The sequence below is a fragment of the Maribacter sp. MS6 genome, assembly GCF_056839185.1.
Genome location: NZ_CM166389.1, coordinates 1,628,544 through 1,644,516, shown reverse-complemented (window position 1 = coordinate 1,644,516; position 15,973 = coordinate 1,628,544). Strand labels below are relative to the sequence as shown.

The window sequence follows — 15,973 nt, the reverse complement described above, 5'->3', positions numbered from 1 at the left end:
GCTGTAGATGAATGGTAATTATCGTACTTCCGGTGCTCATAGGTCTGTTTTAGCTTTGTAGTATCAATATGAATAGGATAAAAGGCTAACCAAATCACCCTCTAAATCCTAATAAACTTAACCTATGAAACGTATACTTTTAACCACAGTATTATTTTTTACAATTTCTGCCAAAGCGCAGGTTACTATGCAAAAAGGATTTGAATTATTGGAAAATGGAAACTTTCAAGAAGCAGAAACTTTTTTCGATGCTTATTTGAAAAAGGATGCTAGGAATAAAACGGCACTACTATGTTACGGTCGTGCTGTAGGTTTAAATGGTGCACCTGAAAAAGCAACTCAGCTATTTCTAAACTTATTGAATACCTACCCTAATGATTATGAGGTGCGTATTAACTATAATGAGTCCTTTTTATGGGCTAAAAATTATAGTACTGCAAAACCATTATATGCCCAAATGGTAAAAGAATATCCTACTGAATTTGGAGCTATTCTTGGTTACGCAAATACCTTAAGTAATTTAAAAGAATACGAAGCTGCTTTACATTGGGTAGAAAAAGCATTGGATATACAACCAACGAACGTAAGCGCTAAAACCTCTCGTAAATATATGCGATTGGGTTATGCCAATGTTTTTGTAAATAAACAACAGTATGAAACGGCTGAAAACATGCTTAAAGGAATTTTTATAGATTTTCCCGAAGATAAAGATGTGCTATTAAATTTGGCCAATTTGTATCTTATTACCAAACAGGTAACTGCCGCTAAAACGAGTTATAAAAGGTATGCTACTACACCTAGGGATTCTATAACGGCGTTAAACGGTATCGCCTTAGCATCACATATCAATCAAAAAGATAAGGAAGCATTACAAGTTGCACTTATATCAAAATCAAAAGTAGGTTTCTTTAAAAAAGACACCTCTTTAACAACACAAACCTATGACCGTTATGTGCAAGCGCTTATTTGGAATAGGGAATTTTTAAAAGCGAAACAACAGATAGATAGCCTCGCTACTGTTTACACTAATGAAAATTGGCTTTTAGCTTTAAAAGCTACTTTAGGCCTATATACAGGAGCACCTAAAACAAGTATAGCAAATTACAATGCTATTTTAAAGAACGATAGAACCTCTTTTGATGGTAACCTTGGGAAAGCCAATGCCTTATTTGCAGCAGACAATATAGTGCCCGCTTATAAAGCTGCTTTTAAGACTCTTGAATTTTACGATAACCAGAAGGATGCCCTTGGTTTTATTGAAAAACTAAACCTAATGCATGCCCCAAGCATTGAAGAGCATGCAGCTTATACCTTTGACAATGGTGATAATGTAGCCTTCTATACGAATACTACTGTGAACATGCCTATATCTACTAAATTTAGTACTACGGTTTCTTATTTTTACCGTACTACAGAAAATACGGTTACGCAAAACAAAGCCAATTCTCATGTGGTCTTAGCTGGATTAGAATATAAGTTATTGCCAAAAACAAATTTAAAGGCAGTATTGGGTTTTAATAACTCCCGTTTCATGGAAGAAGCTTATACACAGCCTGTTTTAGATATGAAGTTGTCTTTGCAACCTTTTAAGCTTCAAAATCTTAGTTTAGGTTACCAAAGGGAAGTGCAGAATTTTAATGCCGATTTAATTGAACGTGAAATTGTACAAAACAATTATGGGCTTACCTATAACTTAGCAACCAATGTAAATTTTGGTTGGTATTCCCAATTGATGCATACCCAACAGAGTGATGCCAATACTAGAAACTTATTATTTACCTCCCTGTATTACAACCTATTTAGGAAACCTGCCATAAAGCTAGGCGTGAATTACCAATGCATTACGTTTAAAGACCAAGTACCTACTATCTATTTTAGCCCAGAGCAATACCAGGCGGTAGAATTATTTGCAGATGTGCGTGGAAAAATTTCTGAAAAGACGAGCTATATGGCTAGTGCTGCCTCTGGTTTTCAAAAAGTAGAGGAAGACCCGTATACTGATATTTTTAGAGCTGAAGCAGGACTGCAACATCAATTTTCTAAACGTTTTAGTGTAAACGTTTATGGTAAGTACAGTAATATTGCTTCTGCCACCGCAGCCGGCTTTGAGTTTACTGAAATTGGTTTTAAAATAAAATGGTTGCTTTCAGAGAAACCTTTGTTTTTTGGAAATCTAAACAAATAATGTTTTTTGTATGGACAATATCAATCCCACTATACATCTATCTACTATATATCTTGTTGTACTTAGTGTTTTGTTCATTAAAATAAGTTCTCATTAACACGATAAATATGTTCATGTTGGATTTCCGTAACTCTAGTATTATAATTGTTTTTTTTTGATAGAAAACGGTAATTTCAGGGAATAAAAAAAGCGCTGTATGGGCGCTCATAATTTGTAGTTCATATGTTTATATTTTGCCTAAAATACCGGCGATTGTAACCACTACCACCGTGCTTATTTCCGTTTTTAATCCGGTTACCCTAATTTCCAAAATAAATGCACGTAGGATTGAGGTATTCCTAAAATATAGCTTTGGGATAAACTTTTGTTTTAATTACACCCAAATATATTGTAAGAAATTAAGCTAACGAGAGTGTGCCATTAGCGGTAGATGAACGGTCTTTAGCATAAGGATAATCTACTTTATAATAAATTGAGACGCCTCATTACTTCAGGTCTATTAGAACGACTAATAGGTATTACATTTTTTTCAATGAGCACGCTATTATCTTCAATATCAATGATTTTAGTGAAATTTATGATAAAAGACCTGTGTATTTGCATAAATAAATCCTCAGGTAATTTTTCTTTTATTTTCTTCAGGGTAGTATGTACGTGGTATTCCTCTTTTTCTGTTTTAATATCTATATAATCCCCTTTCGCCTCTACCACCAAAATATCATTGAGTTTTAGTTTTATAAGTCTTCTATCGATATTAATATATAGGTCTGCTCCATGACCTTGAGTTTCCTCTCCTGAATTTGATTTTGGCTGCTGTATTCTATGGTTTTTTACCTTTTGAATGCATTTCTCAAAACGCTCAGAAGTAATTGGTTTTACCAAATAATCTACAATTGCTTCATACTCATAAGCAGCAATGGCAAATTCTGTATCTGAAGTAGTCATGACAATTTTTGGCGGATTCTTTAATGTTTGTACGAAATCTACCCCACTAAAACCTGGCATATGTATATCAAGAAAAACAATATCTATGTTTTGCTGATTTAAAAATTTAATAGCATCAATAGCATTGTCAAATTCTTCTATTAAATCTAAATCAGGAATTTTAGAACATAATTGCCCTACAATAGCCCTAGCTGCGGTTTCATCATCAACAATAATACAATTCATATTAAATAGTATTTAGGTAGTTTTTAATTACATCTAAGATTTTACGAAAATCTAAATCATTTTTGGGTTTATACTTATTTAGTTCTTCCTCATAATCTACTGCAAATCTATAGGCATTTGTCATACTCAAAATATTGAATTTATGCTTTAGTTTGTGCACTATTTGAGCTGCTTCTACTAATTTATTGAGGGTCATAAACTGCGCATAGGAATCGTATTCTTTAGGAAATTCTTCTTTTAAAATAGCTATAAATCTATTTTCAAATTCAATATCATTACCAGCCAGCTCTCTGACATAATTTAAATTAGGTTGTTCTTGCATATTATTTTTTTAGGGTAAAATGAAAAGTAGTTCCTTGACCAACTTCACTTTCCAACCAAATTTTTCCTTCGTATAAATCTATAATCTTCTTTACAATGGATAATCCTATCCCTGTCGACCTCTGATTGTTTCCAATAGATTGGAAAATCTTAAAAATCTTTTCATGATATTCTTCAGGAATTCCTACACCATTATCTTTTATCGTAAACTGCCAGTGTGATTGTGTTTCCTTTGAACTTATTTCTACCAATCCTTCTTTACGTTCTATGTTCACCACTGCATTGCTTATTAAGTTCTGAAACAGTTGGTGTATTTTTGTTTTATCCACCTTAATATTGGGAAGTACATTCATTATAATTACGTTAACGGACTCTGGAATAAAAATAATTTCCCTAATCTCATGTATAACCTGATTCAAATCTACCATGGTATTGTCCAAGGTGTCATTTTTAATGCTGGAATATTTTAGGATGCCGTCTATTAGACTATCCATACCTTCTATTTTTTCCTGTATTTGCTGTAGGTTAAACTTTCCGCTATCGTCTATTTTGTCATAATAATCCTCTGCAAGCCAAGTAGCCAAAGCACTGATGCTTCTCAATGGCGATTTTAAATCATGAGATACAATATGGGCATATTCCTGTAAGCCCTGGTTACTCCTTTCAAGTTCAGTTAAAAGGTTTTCTTTTTGAAATTCTAGTTGTTTCTGATTTGTAATATCCAAGTGAATACCAATAGAACCTATTACTTCTTTATCCGCATCGTAACGAGGTGCACCACTTATGAGCCAATGTCTTGTAGTTCCATTTTTATGCAATACTTCTATTTCATAAGAATCAGACATTCCATTTAGTCGGCTTTTTGATTTTTCGGCAATCAGTTCTTTATTAAATACACGTAATACGTTATCGGCTTTTTGCCCTATTAGTTCATCTTCACTAAAACCACTCATTTGAGAAAAACCCTGATTTATAGTTTGGACAATACCTTCATTATCTACCTCTACCAAACCTAAATTCATGTTAGCTATAATGCTGCTGTATTTTTCCCTTTCGTTTTTAAGGCGCTCCTCTGCTTCTCTTTGTTTAGAGATATCCTCAACTAAAGCTACCTGATATCCTATTTTATTGTTTTCATCTCGTACCGCACTTACTATAGTCTTGGCAAGGACATGGGTTGCATCTTTTCTAGTATAGTTTTTAATGATAGTAAAGTTATCAAGAATACCCGCACTCATATCTTCCATGAGCTTAGTAGATTTCTCTATATCCTCAAACGAAGAAATATCTTGAACCTTTTTATGTGCAAGCTCCTTCTTGGAGTAACCAACCATGTTGCTGAAAGTGGTGTTAGTTTTTATAATTTTTCCATTATTCGTTAGAACAATTCCCAAAGGAGAATTCTCTACGATAATATCTAACTGTTTTTTTTGTTCTCCAAGCAGTTCTTTAATCTCCATTTCCATGGTCATATCACGAATAATACCTTGGGCCGCAATTGCCTTTCCAATAGAATCATAAATAAGGCTAGCGTTTATCTGTACCCATTTTTCGGATAAGTCTTTTGTGATAATTTTGGCTCTGTAATTTTTTAAAGTCCCTACTTCCAATAAAGATTTAAAAGAACTAAAAGTATAATCTAGAAAATCATGATGTAATAATTGCGAAAGGTTTAACGGTTCTTTACTATGGTCATACCCTAGGAAATTTTTAGCTGCAACATTCAAGTTAATTACGTTGAACTCTAAATCCATTACTACATAAGGATCTAGGATGTTAATAAAAACACCGTCCATCTCCGAAGTTTTTTCAGAAAGAAGATTTTCTAATTTACTATTGGCTTGTTTTAAATGATGGGTTGTGTCATAGAGTTCCTTGGATTTTTCCTCTAAGATACGCTCTGCCTGCTGTCTTGCTTTTTTTTGGCGATTCAGTGCTTTTTTAAGAAGAAGAACTTCCTTACTGTCCATTTTGAACGATATCAAATTTCACCTCTGTCCCGTCCTCCTTTAGGAGCTCGTAAGAAATCTCGGCTTTACCGTTAAAATGCTCAAAGGTTTTTTCAATTAATCCATGTGCTAAGCGGTATAAACCTCTTGACGAGGAATAAACCATAGATATGGATGTGTCTGTTTTTTCCAGTATTTTGAATGTGGGTAGTTCTGCATCTGGGTATAATTTTTTTACATGTACATGTATATGGTCTTCAATCGAATATAATAGCCCCAAAGGTGATGTGTAATTGGCTATTACTTCTGGATGGGTATTTCCTAAACTAGAAAAAAGATAAAGTCCAAAAGCATATATAAGATCTCCAGGAGGTAAAGAAACTTCGTGGCTCAGCTCAGTGATAAGAGCCACCATTTCATTAAAATTGTACGTACCCACGGACGTATATATACCTTCTGAAGGTAAATCTGTATTTTCTATGATATTATCCACTGTTTCAAGTCCAAATTTGGATTCTACCATTTCTAGAAATTCTGTAAATATGATGCCTTTCATAACTATTAAATAAAAAATTAAAAGTAGGAAAAGTAAGACGATAAAGGTAATTATTGTTGTGAAACGCTATTTTTAGTTAGCCTTTCACCAATTGGTTGATGTCCCAGTATTCTAAAACCTTTTTTAGTTTTAGTTGGTAATCCTCATACTTTAATGGCTTTATGACATAGCCTGCTATTCCAATTTGGTAGCATTTGAGTAAATCTGATCTATTCTCTGAAGTTGTTAAAATAATGGTAGGCAAATACTGTAAGCGATCATCTGCTTTTAGTATTTGAAGAAACTCTATGCCACTCATTCTGGGCATATTTAAATCTAATAGTACAATATGTGGTAGCTTTTCAGCAGATTTTAAAATAGAAAGTGCTTCTTCTCCATTTTTAGCTTCTGTTATCTTATGTTTCATTTGAAGTTTGGAGACAGTCCGTTGCAGTTTCATAACTTCAATATTATCGTCTTCAATTAAGAGAATATTCATTCTATTTTATCTTATAACGTTAAAAATCGAATTTATTTAAATCAAAACGATTTGAGTATAGTTGAACCGAAATTTATTGTAGACGAAATGCACTTTTAGTAAGTTAAACGAAATTCATTACAATGATTGGATTTCATTGAGGCCTCGGAACATTAAGAATTTTGTGAGTCTTCTATAGGCTGCTATTGAAAGTATTAGCTAATATTCTATAGATATGGCTTTTTTATGGTGACCAGATAATTAAGTAACGGAAAGGATATTGATGAATCAGGAGACTTATCTCAACCAATCTTGGGAAGTGTTATATTGCTAGGTTTTGACTGTTTAATAGAGATAGTTCAGTTTTACGCTTTTAGGGCTTCAAAAATTATAAAAATAAGGAAGAGAGTGGTAAACTATAAATCAAGAAAATAAAAAAAGCTCTCAATTACTTGAGAGCTTTTAAGCGGTCTGGACGGGATGCTGCCCCTGTAATTTAACTTTTCATTAACATACATTATTTTATTGATTATCAGGGTTTTACGAAGAATAAAATTTTTATTTTACATCATAAAACACTATTTTTGGTAAAAATGCAGCACGAATGCAGCACGCTGATGTATAATTTTAGGTTTTACATATCGGACAAATCCAACCAAAATGGAACCCATAGTATCAAATTAAGATACTATGAAAATCGTCATGCTAGAATTCAAATCGATACCGGAATCGAGATTCCTTTGAAGTATTGGAACAAGGAAAAATCTTTCCTCAAAAAATCAAAGGAAGTGGGTTCAGAATATATTCAGCTCACTCAAATGGATAGTTTGGCCAATCAGATTATTTCTTCTTATCGAAACCAAGGTAAACCGCTTTCCAAAAAATTATTTAAAAAGCAATTTGAAGATGGGGAACCCTCCATCAATTCAACACCTGTACAGGACTTTTTTACCGAATTTGAATATTATTTAGAAAGCAAAAAGGGAAAGGTAGTTAAGGATGTTATCAAGGATTACAATTCCCTGAAAAAACATTTGGAGGGCTTTCAAGAATTTTCTGGAATCATCATAGATTTTAATGCGTTCGATTACCATTTTTACCAAGAATGGACGGATTATTTGGCCTACCATGCCCCTTTAAAAAATGGAGGAGTCGGTATGAAGAACAATACCATCGGTAAATTGGTCAAGAACCTGAAGGCTTTTCTAAACGATCGCATGCGCAGAAATAGAATCAAACCTATCGATTTAACGGCCTTCAAGGTAGTGCAAGAAGAAGTTGATCATATTTATTTAACTGCTGATGAAATAAAGGCCATAGCGGCCGTTGATTGTAAAGAGGATGTAGAACTGGAAAGGGTAAAGGATTTCTTTGTGATCGGTTGCTTGACCGGACTTCGCTTTTCCGATGTTTCAAGGATTCGACCTGAATATTTGGACGATGAAGGTTTTTTGAATATCAGACAAAAGAAAACTTCAGGCCGTATCGTAATTCCATTACGCAAACAGGTGAAGGAAGTTTTGAAGAAATATGGTGATCATGCCCCAGAAATCGATTCATTTACGTTTAATAGACGTATAAAGGAACTCGGCGATAAGGCAGAGCTTCACCATAAAGTGGAAATCGAACACAAACGAGGCACCATTAAAGAAGCCCAACTTTTGGAAAAGTATAAATTAATCAGTTCTCACACATGTAGACGCTCTTTTTGTACCAATGCCTATCTGGATGGTATCGATGTGCAGTTGATTATGAAAATTTCAGGGCATAAATCGGAGAAGGCATTCCGGCGTTATCTCAAAATATCAAATTACGAGGCCGCACAGAAATTGAAGGAGGCTTGGGGTTTGGATTGAAATTGTATTTCTATAATTACCAAGTATTAGCCCTCTAAGAAATATATTTCCGACCTAGAAGGTTTCAACGATTTAATTTTTATAGGCTTTTAGATAGGCGATATTTATTTTAGACTTCCTAAAGAAATTTTCGGAAATTTTTTCTGTGAATCACTTCAATGGAAGCATTATAACTTTCCATAAAGGATTCAGGAAATTTGGCTTTGGCTTTTGGACTCCATTTAAACTCGAAACCAGTAATTTTTCCAGATTCTTCTTCAACATAGTCGATTTCTTGTTGCTGCTTTGTTCGCCAGAAATAGGAATTGGCCAAAGAGCCTTCGTATGCCTGTTTTTTGAGACGTTCGGTTATTAAGAAGTTCTCCCAAAGCCCTCCAATATCACTTCGGCTGTCGAGTGCATTGAAATTCCCGATAATGGCGTTTCTAACTCCAGTGTCATAGAAATATATTTTTTGGTTCGTCTTTATTTCATTCCTTAAGTTTCTGCTAAAACTTGTCAGCCTAAAAATTACATATCCCTTTTCCAGTAAATCGATGTAATTGGCAACGGTATTTTTATCAACTCCCACCAATTGTGCCAACTCATTATAGCTAACCTCATTTCCTAATTGTAGGGCTAGGGCACGTAGAATTTTTTCCAAAACTTGAGGCTTTCGTATCCCGCTGAATGACAAAATATCTTTATACAGATAACTGTTTGTCAATTGTTTTAAAACTTCGATTTCGTCTCCAGGATTGTTGATGACATCAGGATACATACCGTAAAGAATTCGCAATTCGAGCTGTTGTTCTGACTTTACGTAGCCGATATCCCCCTCCAGTTCTTTCCAGGAAATAGGATATAATTTATATTCCCATTTTCTTCCTGTTAAAGGTTCGCTGGTTTGGTTGTTTAATTCAAAGGCTGAAGAACCGCTTACAAATAGTTGTACTTTTTTGAATTGATCAGTAATTATTTTTAAGGTCAAACCAATGTTTTCTATGCGTTGCGCCTCATCGATAAATAAGGTGGTATGGTCACCTATGATACTTTTTAATTCCTCTGTATTGGGGTTGGTCAACAAATTTCTTACCGTGGAATCATCGCCATCCAAAAACAAATGTGACCTATTTTTTAATATAGAATTGATTAAGGTCGTTTTTCCAACTTGTCTAGGCCCAATGACAATGATTGCCTTCCCCTTATCTAACTTGTTGGTGATTTTATCTTCTAAGATTCTTTTTAGCATGGTGATTTAGTGAATGTATTCACCAAAAGTAAGTCTTTTTGGTGAATACGTTCACCAAAAGTTATTTAAATTGTATAGAGTTACTACACTAATTGCCCACTTTACAATGTTTTTAATTCGGTTTTTCTACATCCAATATTAAAATCTCATAGCAATATTCGTTTGATTAAACGTATGATAAATGCTTTAAATGAATATTGATACCTATGTTCATATGACTATAGCATCATATGATGATAGCAATATTGCATTCTATATTCCGATGGATTGTTTTTGTAATGATTTTACTTTTTTGTGGTTAGGGAAAAAAAGACTTGATGTAGACTACCCTTAGTCTTTTCGACCCTCCACCTGAGTCTTTCCTTTCCCTAACCATATCCTTTCTGCGGTAGTTCACAAAAACTGCTGGTTTTTGTGAACACCCTTGAAAAAAGAGGATAAAGGTGAAAAGCGAAAGGACTTTTCACCCTTATCTACCATTCCGTTTCAAATCCCATAGATTTTCTTTCAAATATGCTGTACAGCGTTTTGTGTACAGCACTCAGGTAAAATGCTGTGTAATGCTGCTAGGTTTGTAAAAGTAAGTACAACAGCACCTTGTTGCAAAAAGGGATAAGCGATTCTTTTTTAGTCCAGTCTTATGAAGGTCTACTGCTGAAAAAAGTTCAAGTTTTTAAGGTTTACCGTACATAAAATGATGTATGCCAAACAAATAAAACCTTGTCCAATGCTATTAGGTTTGTTCAATAAAGTAAATCATTAAACCACTGTATCATGAAACGAATATTTATCATGGACGATGACGGACTCAAGGAATATGTTCCGTTAGAATCACTTCAAAAGCAGAAGGATTCCGTTGTCGTGAGACCGACTGAGGAAGTTTCAATCGAAGAAGAATTGTTGACAATCGCCGACTTGGTCAAAAAATTTAAAGTAACCCGACCCACAATTTATGCATGGATGAATAAAGGGTTGTTGAAAAAGATTCCGCTAGGGGGAAGGGTATTGTTTCACCCGGACGATATTAATGACCTCATTAAGAGAATGAGAAATATTTCTTCTTAAAATGAGTAGAAAGAAACTGAAATCTAAATCAACCCTATTTTTAATCGGAGTTCGTGAAGCAAGCCATGTTTTTGCAAGCAAAAACTGCTCACTTTGTTCGCATGGCTTGCTGGGAATATTCCCCAAACCACTCGGATATGGCTAGACCAAAAAAGAAAATACAAGATTTGAAAGCTATTCGCGTCAATGTCAGGATGACCGTTTCTGAATATCTAACGGTTTCTGAAAATGCAGAAACCTTGGGAATTGCAATTCCTGATTTTATACGTTTGAAAACGACAGGAAGGGTATTGCCCAGAAAAAGAATAGCACCGGAGGACAGGAAGCTTTTTATTGAGATGGGTAGAATCGGAAACAATATCAATCAATTGACCAAAAAAGCACATTTGGGTATGGACAACCCTCCGCAACTAATTTCCTTGCTCTTAGAACTCCAAAGTACTCTGGATGTCCTAAAATCAAATATTGTAAACCGTGATAGCTAAGCAGATTAAGGGAAAGGATTTCTATGGAGTGTTGGCCTATAACGAAAAAAAGGTCGAGCAGGGTATGGGTTATGTACTGGATACAAATATTACTTATGGAAAAACTGTTGGCATGACACAAGAATTCAATATAGTTCGACAGCTCCGACCAAGATTAGGAAAGGCGGTATATCACGTTTCGCTGAACCTGCCCTATGAGGATTCATTGAACGATAAACAATTCATTTCTTTAGGAATGGATTACCTAAAAGGCATGGGGTTCAATGACAATCAATATATCATGTACCGACATCAAGACCAAGAACATGAGCATATCCATATTATTGCCAATAGGGTAAAGTTTTCTGGAGAACTGGTCAACGACAGCAAGGATTATGAACGAAGTGAACGCTTGGTAAGGAAACTGGAATTGATGTATAGTCTATCTCAGCTTGAGGATAACAAATTGACAAGAAAAGCAACCATTACCCACAAAGAGATACAAAAAGCATTTCGAACTGGGGAACCACCATTGAAGTTGAATCTTCAATACCATCTCGAAAATGCAATCTCAAATTCTAAGAACACAACAGAATTTGTAAAGGAATTGGGCGCAAAGAATATAAGTCCCAAGTTCAATGTAAGTAAAAGTACAGGTAGGGTAACCGGAATATCCTTTAGACATAAAGAAATCATTTATAAAGGAAGTAGTTTGGGGCGCAAATATTCCTGGAACAATATCATAAAACGTATCGATTATGAACAAGACAGAGACCTTACAATTATTCTCGAAACTAATAGTGCAGAACGAAGAATTGATATATCTTTTGAAGAAAATTCAAACTCAGCAACAGCACATATCGGAAAGAAACAACTCATTTCAGGACGGCATATCAAAGTTGCTGAGCAACCAAAATTTAATCTGGAAAAAGCTCCATCAGAAGGATTGAAACTTAATCAAATGGATGACCACCCTTGGAATACATTCAATTTGGAGCTTGATAATGAAAACCGATTTAAAAAGAAAAAACGGAAAGGAAAAGGGCGAAGGCAGTAGTTGCAAAAGGGTTGCTTCAATAGAAAAATCCAAACCCTTTTTAAGCGTAAGCTTTTTTTAAGTTTAAATTTGAGATAAACAAATAAAACCATGATTACGATTGACGACCAATTGTTGGTAACCGATGAAATAAATGAAATCTTAACCGATTACGCTCAAAAAACAGTTCTGAAAAAGTTGCTGATGAAATTCGCTTTTAAGTCAGGACACCAAGCTGAAGTTGTCACCGACTTGATTCAAAGTATCAATTATTATGGTATAGATACGGCACCGCCTGAAATTGAACTTGAGCTTTCAGCGTATATATGGAGTTTCTTTACGGCTTTCAAAAAAGAAGAGCGTACTGCTTTATACTTTTGGGTACTTAATAAAAACTACCTCTGCTATTTGGAGGAATATGAATATAATGACAACACATTCGACGAAACTGAATTCGACCAACGATTTGGCAGAGAATTGGCCTTTAAAATTTATGAGCCAAATGATAGCGGTTTAACAAAAGACACCATTCGCGCTTTAGAGAATTTCTTAATCAACTTTGCTACGGAATTGGATTTATCTCTAGTCGATGAATATACCTCAGAACAGATTTTGGAAGAAATAGATAATTATTGCCTCTAATTGAATAATCATTTCGTTCTTCAACCTTTTGAAGTAAAACCGGCCTTAAACCAACTACACAAGTATATTTAAAAGAATTGGGCAGCACTGTTTGGATGATGCCGCAGTGCTATTGTTTAATTGAATAGAATTAGAAAACCAATTATCGGCAGCATATTCGTTTTGCTGCCGCAATATAGTTTTGCGAATTTTTTGCCTTAGAACAGTGCTACTATATTTAGTATCGGAGAATCGCTAGGACACATAGACTTAACTGCTCACGTTTATTTGAAAGAATTAGAAAGTACCGGTTTAAATTGTGCCAAGACGTTATTGCTCTGACCAATTACTATCACTTAGCGGATTTAAGTTTTTAATGACTTCTCTTGCCCAGGATATATAGTCCTTGGTATTCGAATTCATCTCGTTTTTTTGTACAGCTTGTTCTTCCATTGCGCTTATATAGTGCTCAGCTACTTTTGCTTTATTCCAATTTTCTGCATCAATAAATAATTGGTTCACTTTTGCCTGCTCTGATTCTTTGGCTTTTTTTAGGGCCTCTAGTTTTTGTTCCTGTAGCAATCTCTTATTCTCTTCAATGGCCTGTTCTGTCCTTAGGTCATGCCAATATTTGCAGTCCTTTTCTATCCAGGCTATTATTTCGGGTAGACATTCTTCAAGTTTTCGTTTTGTATTGTCAATCCATTTTTTTTGATTGAATGAAGGGCCAGCCTGAAATTCAAGTTTATCAGACTTTTCCCAAGATTCTCTGCTCCATCCGCTTTCATCTTTATTTCTTATTCTATATACCTTCTGCCTTAGGTTTATTTCTGTTTTTTGACCAAACATCTCAACGTGTGCACTATTACAATAAAATACAATTTTACATCCCATGGCTTCCACGATTTTTATTAAAGTGTCCATAAACCGTAATGCTCTGTCTCTATGTTTCAAGTCTGTATGAATGGGTAATAAGTCGTTTTCATTTGCTACTTCCCAGTATCTAAGTCTTTTCTCGCTATTGTCTATTTTTTCCAGGAGTTTCTTTGAAGTCATGATTAATGGATGATACGTTGAGATTCTTGCCGGCACTTTAAAATTTAAATCTCTCCGCTGTTCAAGTTCAAAAGCCCTTCTATGGTAATCGGTTTTAAATTTTTTATGTTGTTGCCTAGGATCAAGGTTTATTTTAGGATTCTTGTTTTTAATTTTTGGTAGGGTAATTTTTTCTATTTCCTTATTGAACCTGACTTTAGACCAAAAGCCTCTAGTAGGCAACGGTATGTTGTTTTCTAAGCAAATGTCTTTAAGATATTGGGTTTCGATGTTGAACTTTGTAGCTAGTTTACTTAAAGGTTCATTCCAAACGAGGTCAAATAATTCTTGTCGGGTGTATATTTTTTTATGCATGATTAAAATTTTTTAGTAAAAATGCGAGATAATTAGTAATTATTGCTAACTTACTCGGAAAATTACTATAAGTGTATTTGGCTGATTATATAAAAGAGAAACTTTCTCTAGAGGAATACTCATTTTCTACTGAGGAGCTTCAAGCGGTTACACACAAAGAAAAAGAAGCCTTGACTACCGACTTGTCTTACTTAACAAGAAAAGGAGACATTATGCCATTAAGGAGAGGGTTTTATCTTATTATCCCTCCCAGATACTCAAAACAAGGCAAATTACCCATACAGCTATATATTGAGAATCTTTTTAAAAATCTCAATCGACCTTACTATTTGGGTTTATATTCTGCTGCTAAGTTTCATGGTGCAAGTCATCAACAGATTCAACGTGATTATATTATCACTACAAAACCTACATTACTTGACATACATAAATCAAATATCGATTTACGATTTTTTACTACGGCAAATTGGCCTGAAAAAAATATCCTTATTCAAAAGTCCGATGCTGGGATTTTTAAAATCTCTGACCCGATACTAACAGCTGTAGACCTAATTCATTATCAAAATAAATTGGGTGGATTAAATAGAATGTTCTCTGTTCTTGAAGAACTTATGGAAAGCGTGACATATTCCCAATTATCAGATTTATTGGCGTGGTATCCTCACAAAAGTACACTGCAAAGATTGGCGTATTTCATTGATGAATTTGAAGTTGATGATGAATTGTTACTGTTGATTACTGAATACTTTAAAACAGTAAAATACTATCCAGTTTTACTCAACCCATCATCTAAGGAAAGCGCGGGTGCAGTAACAAATCATTGGAAAGTTGATGTGAACATAAAACTGGAGAGCGATATATGATACCAAGACCTTATATAGCAGCTTGGCAAGATTATGCTCCTTGGAAATCGTTTTCACAGGTGGAACAGGATTTGGTTATTAGTAGAACCTTGGTCGAACTATTTTCTGATGATTTTTTAAGGGAGCATTTGGCATTTAGAGGTGGTACGGCCTTACATAAACTATACCTGCATCCTGCACCAAGGTATTCTGAGGATATCGATTTGGTTCAAATTAAACATGGACCTATTAAACCCATAATGGAACGTATTGGTGAAGTAATCACCTTTTTTGATGAACCACGAAGTACGAATGTTAGAGGTCATGGCGCAAAAGCTTTGTATCGTTTTACCTCTGAATATGAAGACATTCGGTTGCGACTGAAATTAGAAATAAACTGTAAAGAGCATTTTAATGTGCTACCATGGGTAGAATTTCCTTTTGAAGTAAATAGTGATTGGTTTGAAGGGAGCGCTAATATTAGAACTTATAGTATTAATGAACTTTTAGGCACTAAGCTAAGGGCATTGTATCAACGTAGCAAAGGGCGGGATTTATTTGATTTAGACTATTCCAGACTACATTTAGGTATAGATCACAATGCTATCATCCACTGCTTTAAGGAATATATGGCCTTTTCTGTTGGTAAACCACCAAGCCGAAAAGAATTTTTACAAAATATTGAAGCAAAAGAAAGCGACCCAAACTTTACTGGAGATATGGAAGGATTATTAAGGTCGGGGATTAATTATGACCAAGAAGCTGCTTTCAACTGGTTAAAAACAACCATACTTCCCTAGCTCTTTGATT

General features: G+C 34.6%; 15 protein-coding genes. 8 read left to right on the top strand and 7 right to left on the bottom strand.

Features of this window, described 5'->3' with window-relative positions:
* Positions 1-124: 124 nt before the first annotated feature.
* Positions 125-2,185: a tetratricopeptide repeat protein gene (locus tag MS6x_RS07370; RefSeq protein WP_482606476.1), complete on the top strand. Its 2,061-nt coding sequence runs from the start codon at positions 125-127 to the stop codon at positions 2,183-2,185.
* A 462-nt stretch (positions 2,186-2,647) separates the two neighbouring features.
* Here the strand turns inward: MS6x_RS07370 and MS6x_RS07365 are convergent, their stop codons facing one another.
* The 5 genes from MS6x_RS07365 to MS6x_RS07345 all read right to left on the bottom strand — a co-directional run bounded on the left by MS6x_RS07365 (position 2,648) and on the right by MS6x_RS07345 (position 6,659).
* The gene (locus MS6x_RS07365; RefSeq protein WP_482606474.1) at positions 2,648-3,355 is read right to left on the bottom strand and encodes a LytR/AlgR family response regulator transcription factor; all 708 of its coding nucleotides are present in this window, start codon (positions 3,353-3,355) and stop codon (positions 2,648-2,650) included.
* A gap of 1 nt (position 3,356) precedes the next feature.
* Positions 3,357-3,677, bottom strand: a complete 321-nt coding sequence (locus tag MS6x_RS07360; protein WP_482606472.1) for an Hpt domain-containing protein — start codon at positions 3,675-3,677, stop codon at positions 3,357-3,359.
* 1 nt (position 3,678) lies between these two features.
* Complete coding sequence (locus MS6x_RS07355; protein ID WP_482606471.1) at positions 3,679-5,646, bottom strand: PAS domain-containing sensor histidine kinase; 1,968 nt, start codon at positions 5,644-5,646, stop codon at positions 3,679-3,681.
* A complete protein-coding gene (locus MS6x_RS07350; protein ID WP_482606469.1) occupies positions 5,636-6,181 on the bottom strand; it encodes a heme NO-binding domain-containing protein in 546 nt (181 codons plus the stop codon). Before MS6x_RS07350 ends, MS6x_RS07355 begins: the two co-directional genes overlap by 11 nt.
* Before the next feature lie 76 nt (positions 6,182-6,257).
* The gene (locus tag MS6x_RS07345; RefSeq protein WP_482606467.1) at positions 6,258-6,659 is read right to left on the bottom strand and encodes a response regulator; all 402 of its coding nucleotides are present in this window, start codon (positions 6,657-6,659) and stop codon (positions 6,258-6,260) included.
* Between the two features lie 572 nt (positions 6,660-7,231).
* Here MS6x_RS07345 and MS6x_RS07340 point away from each other — a divergent pair.
* Entirely contained in the window at positions 7,232-8,494 is a 1,263-nt protein-coding gene (locus MS6x_RS07340) for a site-specific integrase (protein ID WP_482606466.1), read from the top strand.
* A gap of 118 nt (positions 8,495-8,612) precedes the next feature.
* Here the strand turns inward: MS6x_RS07340 and MS6x_RS07335 are convergent, their stop codons facing one another.
* Positions 8,613-9,725 carry an ATP-binding protein gene (locus MS6x_RS07335; RefSeq protein ID WP_482606465.1) on the bottom strand — a complete coding sequence of 371 codons (1,113 nt, stop codon included), beginning with the start codon at positions 9,723-9,725 and terminating at the stop codon, positions 8,613-8,615.
* Positions 9,726-10,499: 774 nt separating this feature from the next.
* Here MS6x_RS07335 and MS6x_RS07330 point away from each other — a divergent pair.
* The 4 genes from MS6x_RS07330 to MS6x_RS07315 all read left to right on the top strand — a co-directional run bounded on the left by MS6x_RS07330 (position 10,500) and on the right by MS6x_RS07315 (position 12,932).
* Positions 10,500-10,790 carry a helix-turn-helix domain-containing protein gene (locus tag MS6x_RS07330; RefSeq protein ID WP_482606463.1) on the top strand — a complete coding sequence of 97 codons (291 nt, stop codon included), beginning with the start codon at positions 10,500-10,502 and terminating at the stop codon, positions 10,788-10,790.
* Positions 10,791-10,927: 137 nt separating this feature from the next.
* Positions 10,928-11,275: a plasmid mobilization protein gene (locus MS6x_RS07325; protein ID WP_482606461.1), complete on the top strand. Its 348-nt coding sequence runs from the start codon at positions 10,928-10,930 to the stop codon at positions 11,273-11,275.
* The gene (locus tag MS6x_RS07320) at positions 11,265-12,311 is read left to right on the top strand and encodes a relaxase/mobilization nuclease domain-containing protein (protein ID WP_482606460.1); all 1,047 of its coding nucleotides are present in this window, start codon (positions 11,265-11,267) and stop codon (positions 12,309-12,311) included. The genes MS6x_RS07325 and MS6x_RS07320 overlap by 11 nt, the downstream gene beginning before the upstream one ends.
* Before the next feature lie 90 nt (positions 12,312-12,401).
* On the top strand, positions 12,402-12,932 hold the full coding sequence (locus tag MS6x_RS07315; protein WP_482606459.1) for a hypothetical protein: 531 nt from the start codon (positions 12,402-12,404) through the stop codon (positions 12,930-12,932).
* 309 nt (positions 12,933-13,241) lie between these two features.
* Here MS6x_RS07315 and MS6x_RS07310 read toward each other — a convergent pair whose 3' ends face one another.
* Positions 13,242-14,321 (bottom strand): hypothetical protein, encoded by a 1,080-nt coding sequence (locus tag MS6x_RS07310; protein ID WP_482606457.1) that lies wholly within the window; start codon positions 14,319-14,321, stop codon positions 13,242-13,244.
* A 71-nt stretch (positions 14,322-14,392) separates the two neighbouring features.
* Here MS6x_RS07310 and MS6x_RS07305 point away from each other — a divergent pair, with 71 nt between their 5' ends.
* Positions 14,393-15,184 carry a type IV toxin-antitoxin system AbiEi family antitoxin domain-containing protein gene (locus MS6x_RS07305; RefSeq protein ID WP_482606455.1) on the top strand — a complete coding sequence of 264 codons (792 nt, stop codon included), beginning with the start codon at positions 14,393-14,395 and terminating at the stop codon, positions 15,182-15,184.
* Positions 15,181-15,963 (top strand): nucleotidyl transferase AbiEii/AbiGii toxin family protein, encoded by a 783-nt coding sequence (locus tag MS6x_RS07300; protein ID WP_482606453.1) that lies wholly within the window; start codon positions 15,181-15,183, stop codon positions 15,961-15,963. Before MS6x_RS07305 ends, MS6x_RS07300 begins: the two co-directional genes overlap by 4 nt.
* The last annotated feature ends 10 nt before the right edge of the window (positions 15,964-15,973 follow it).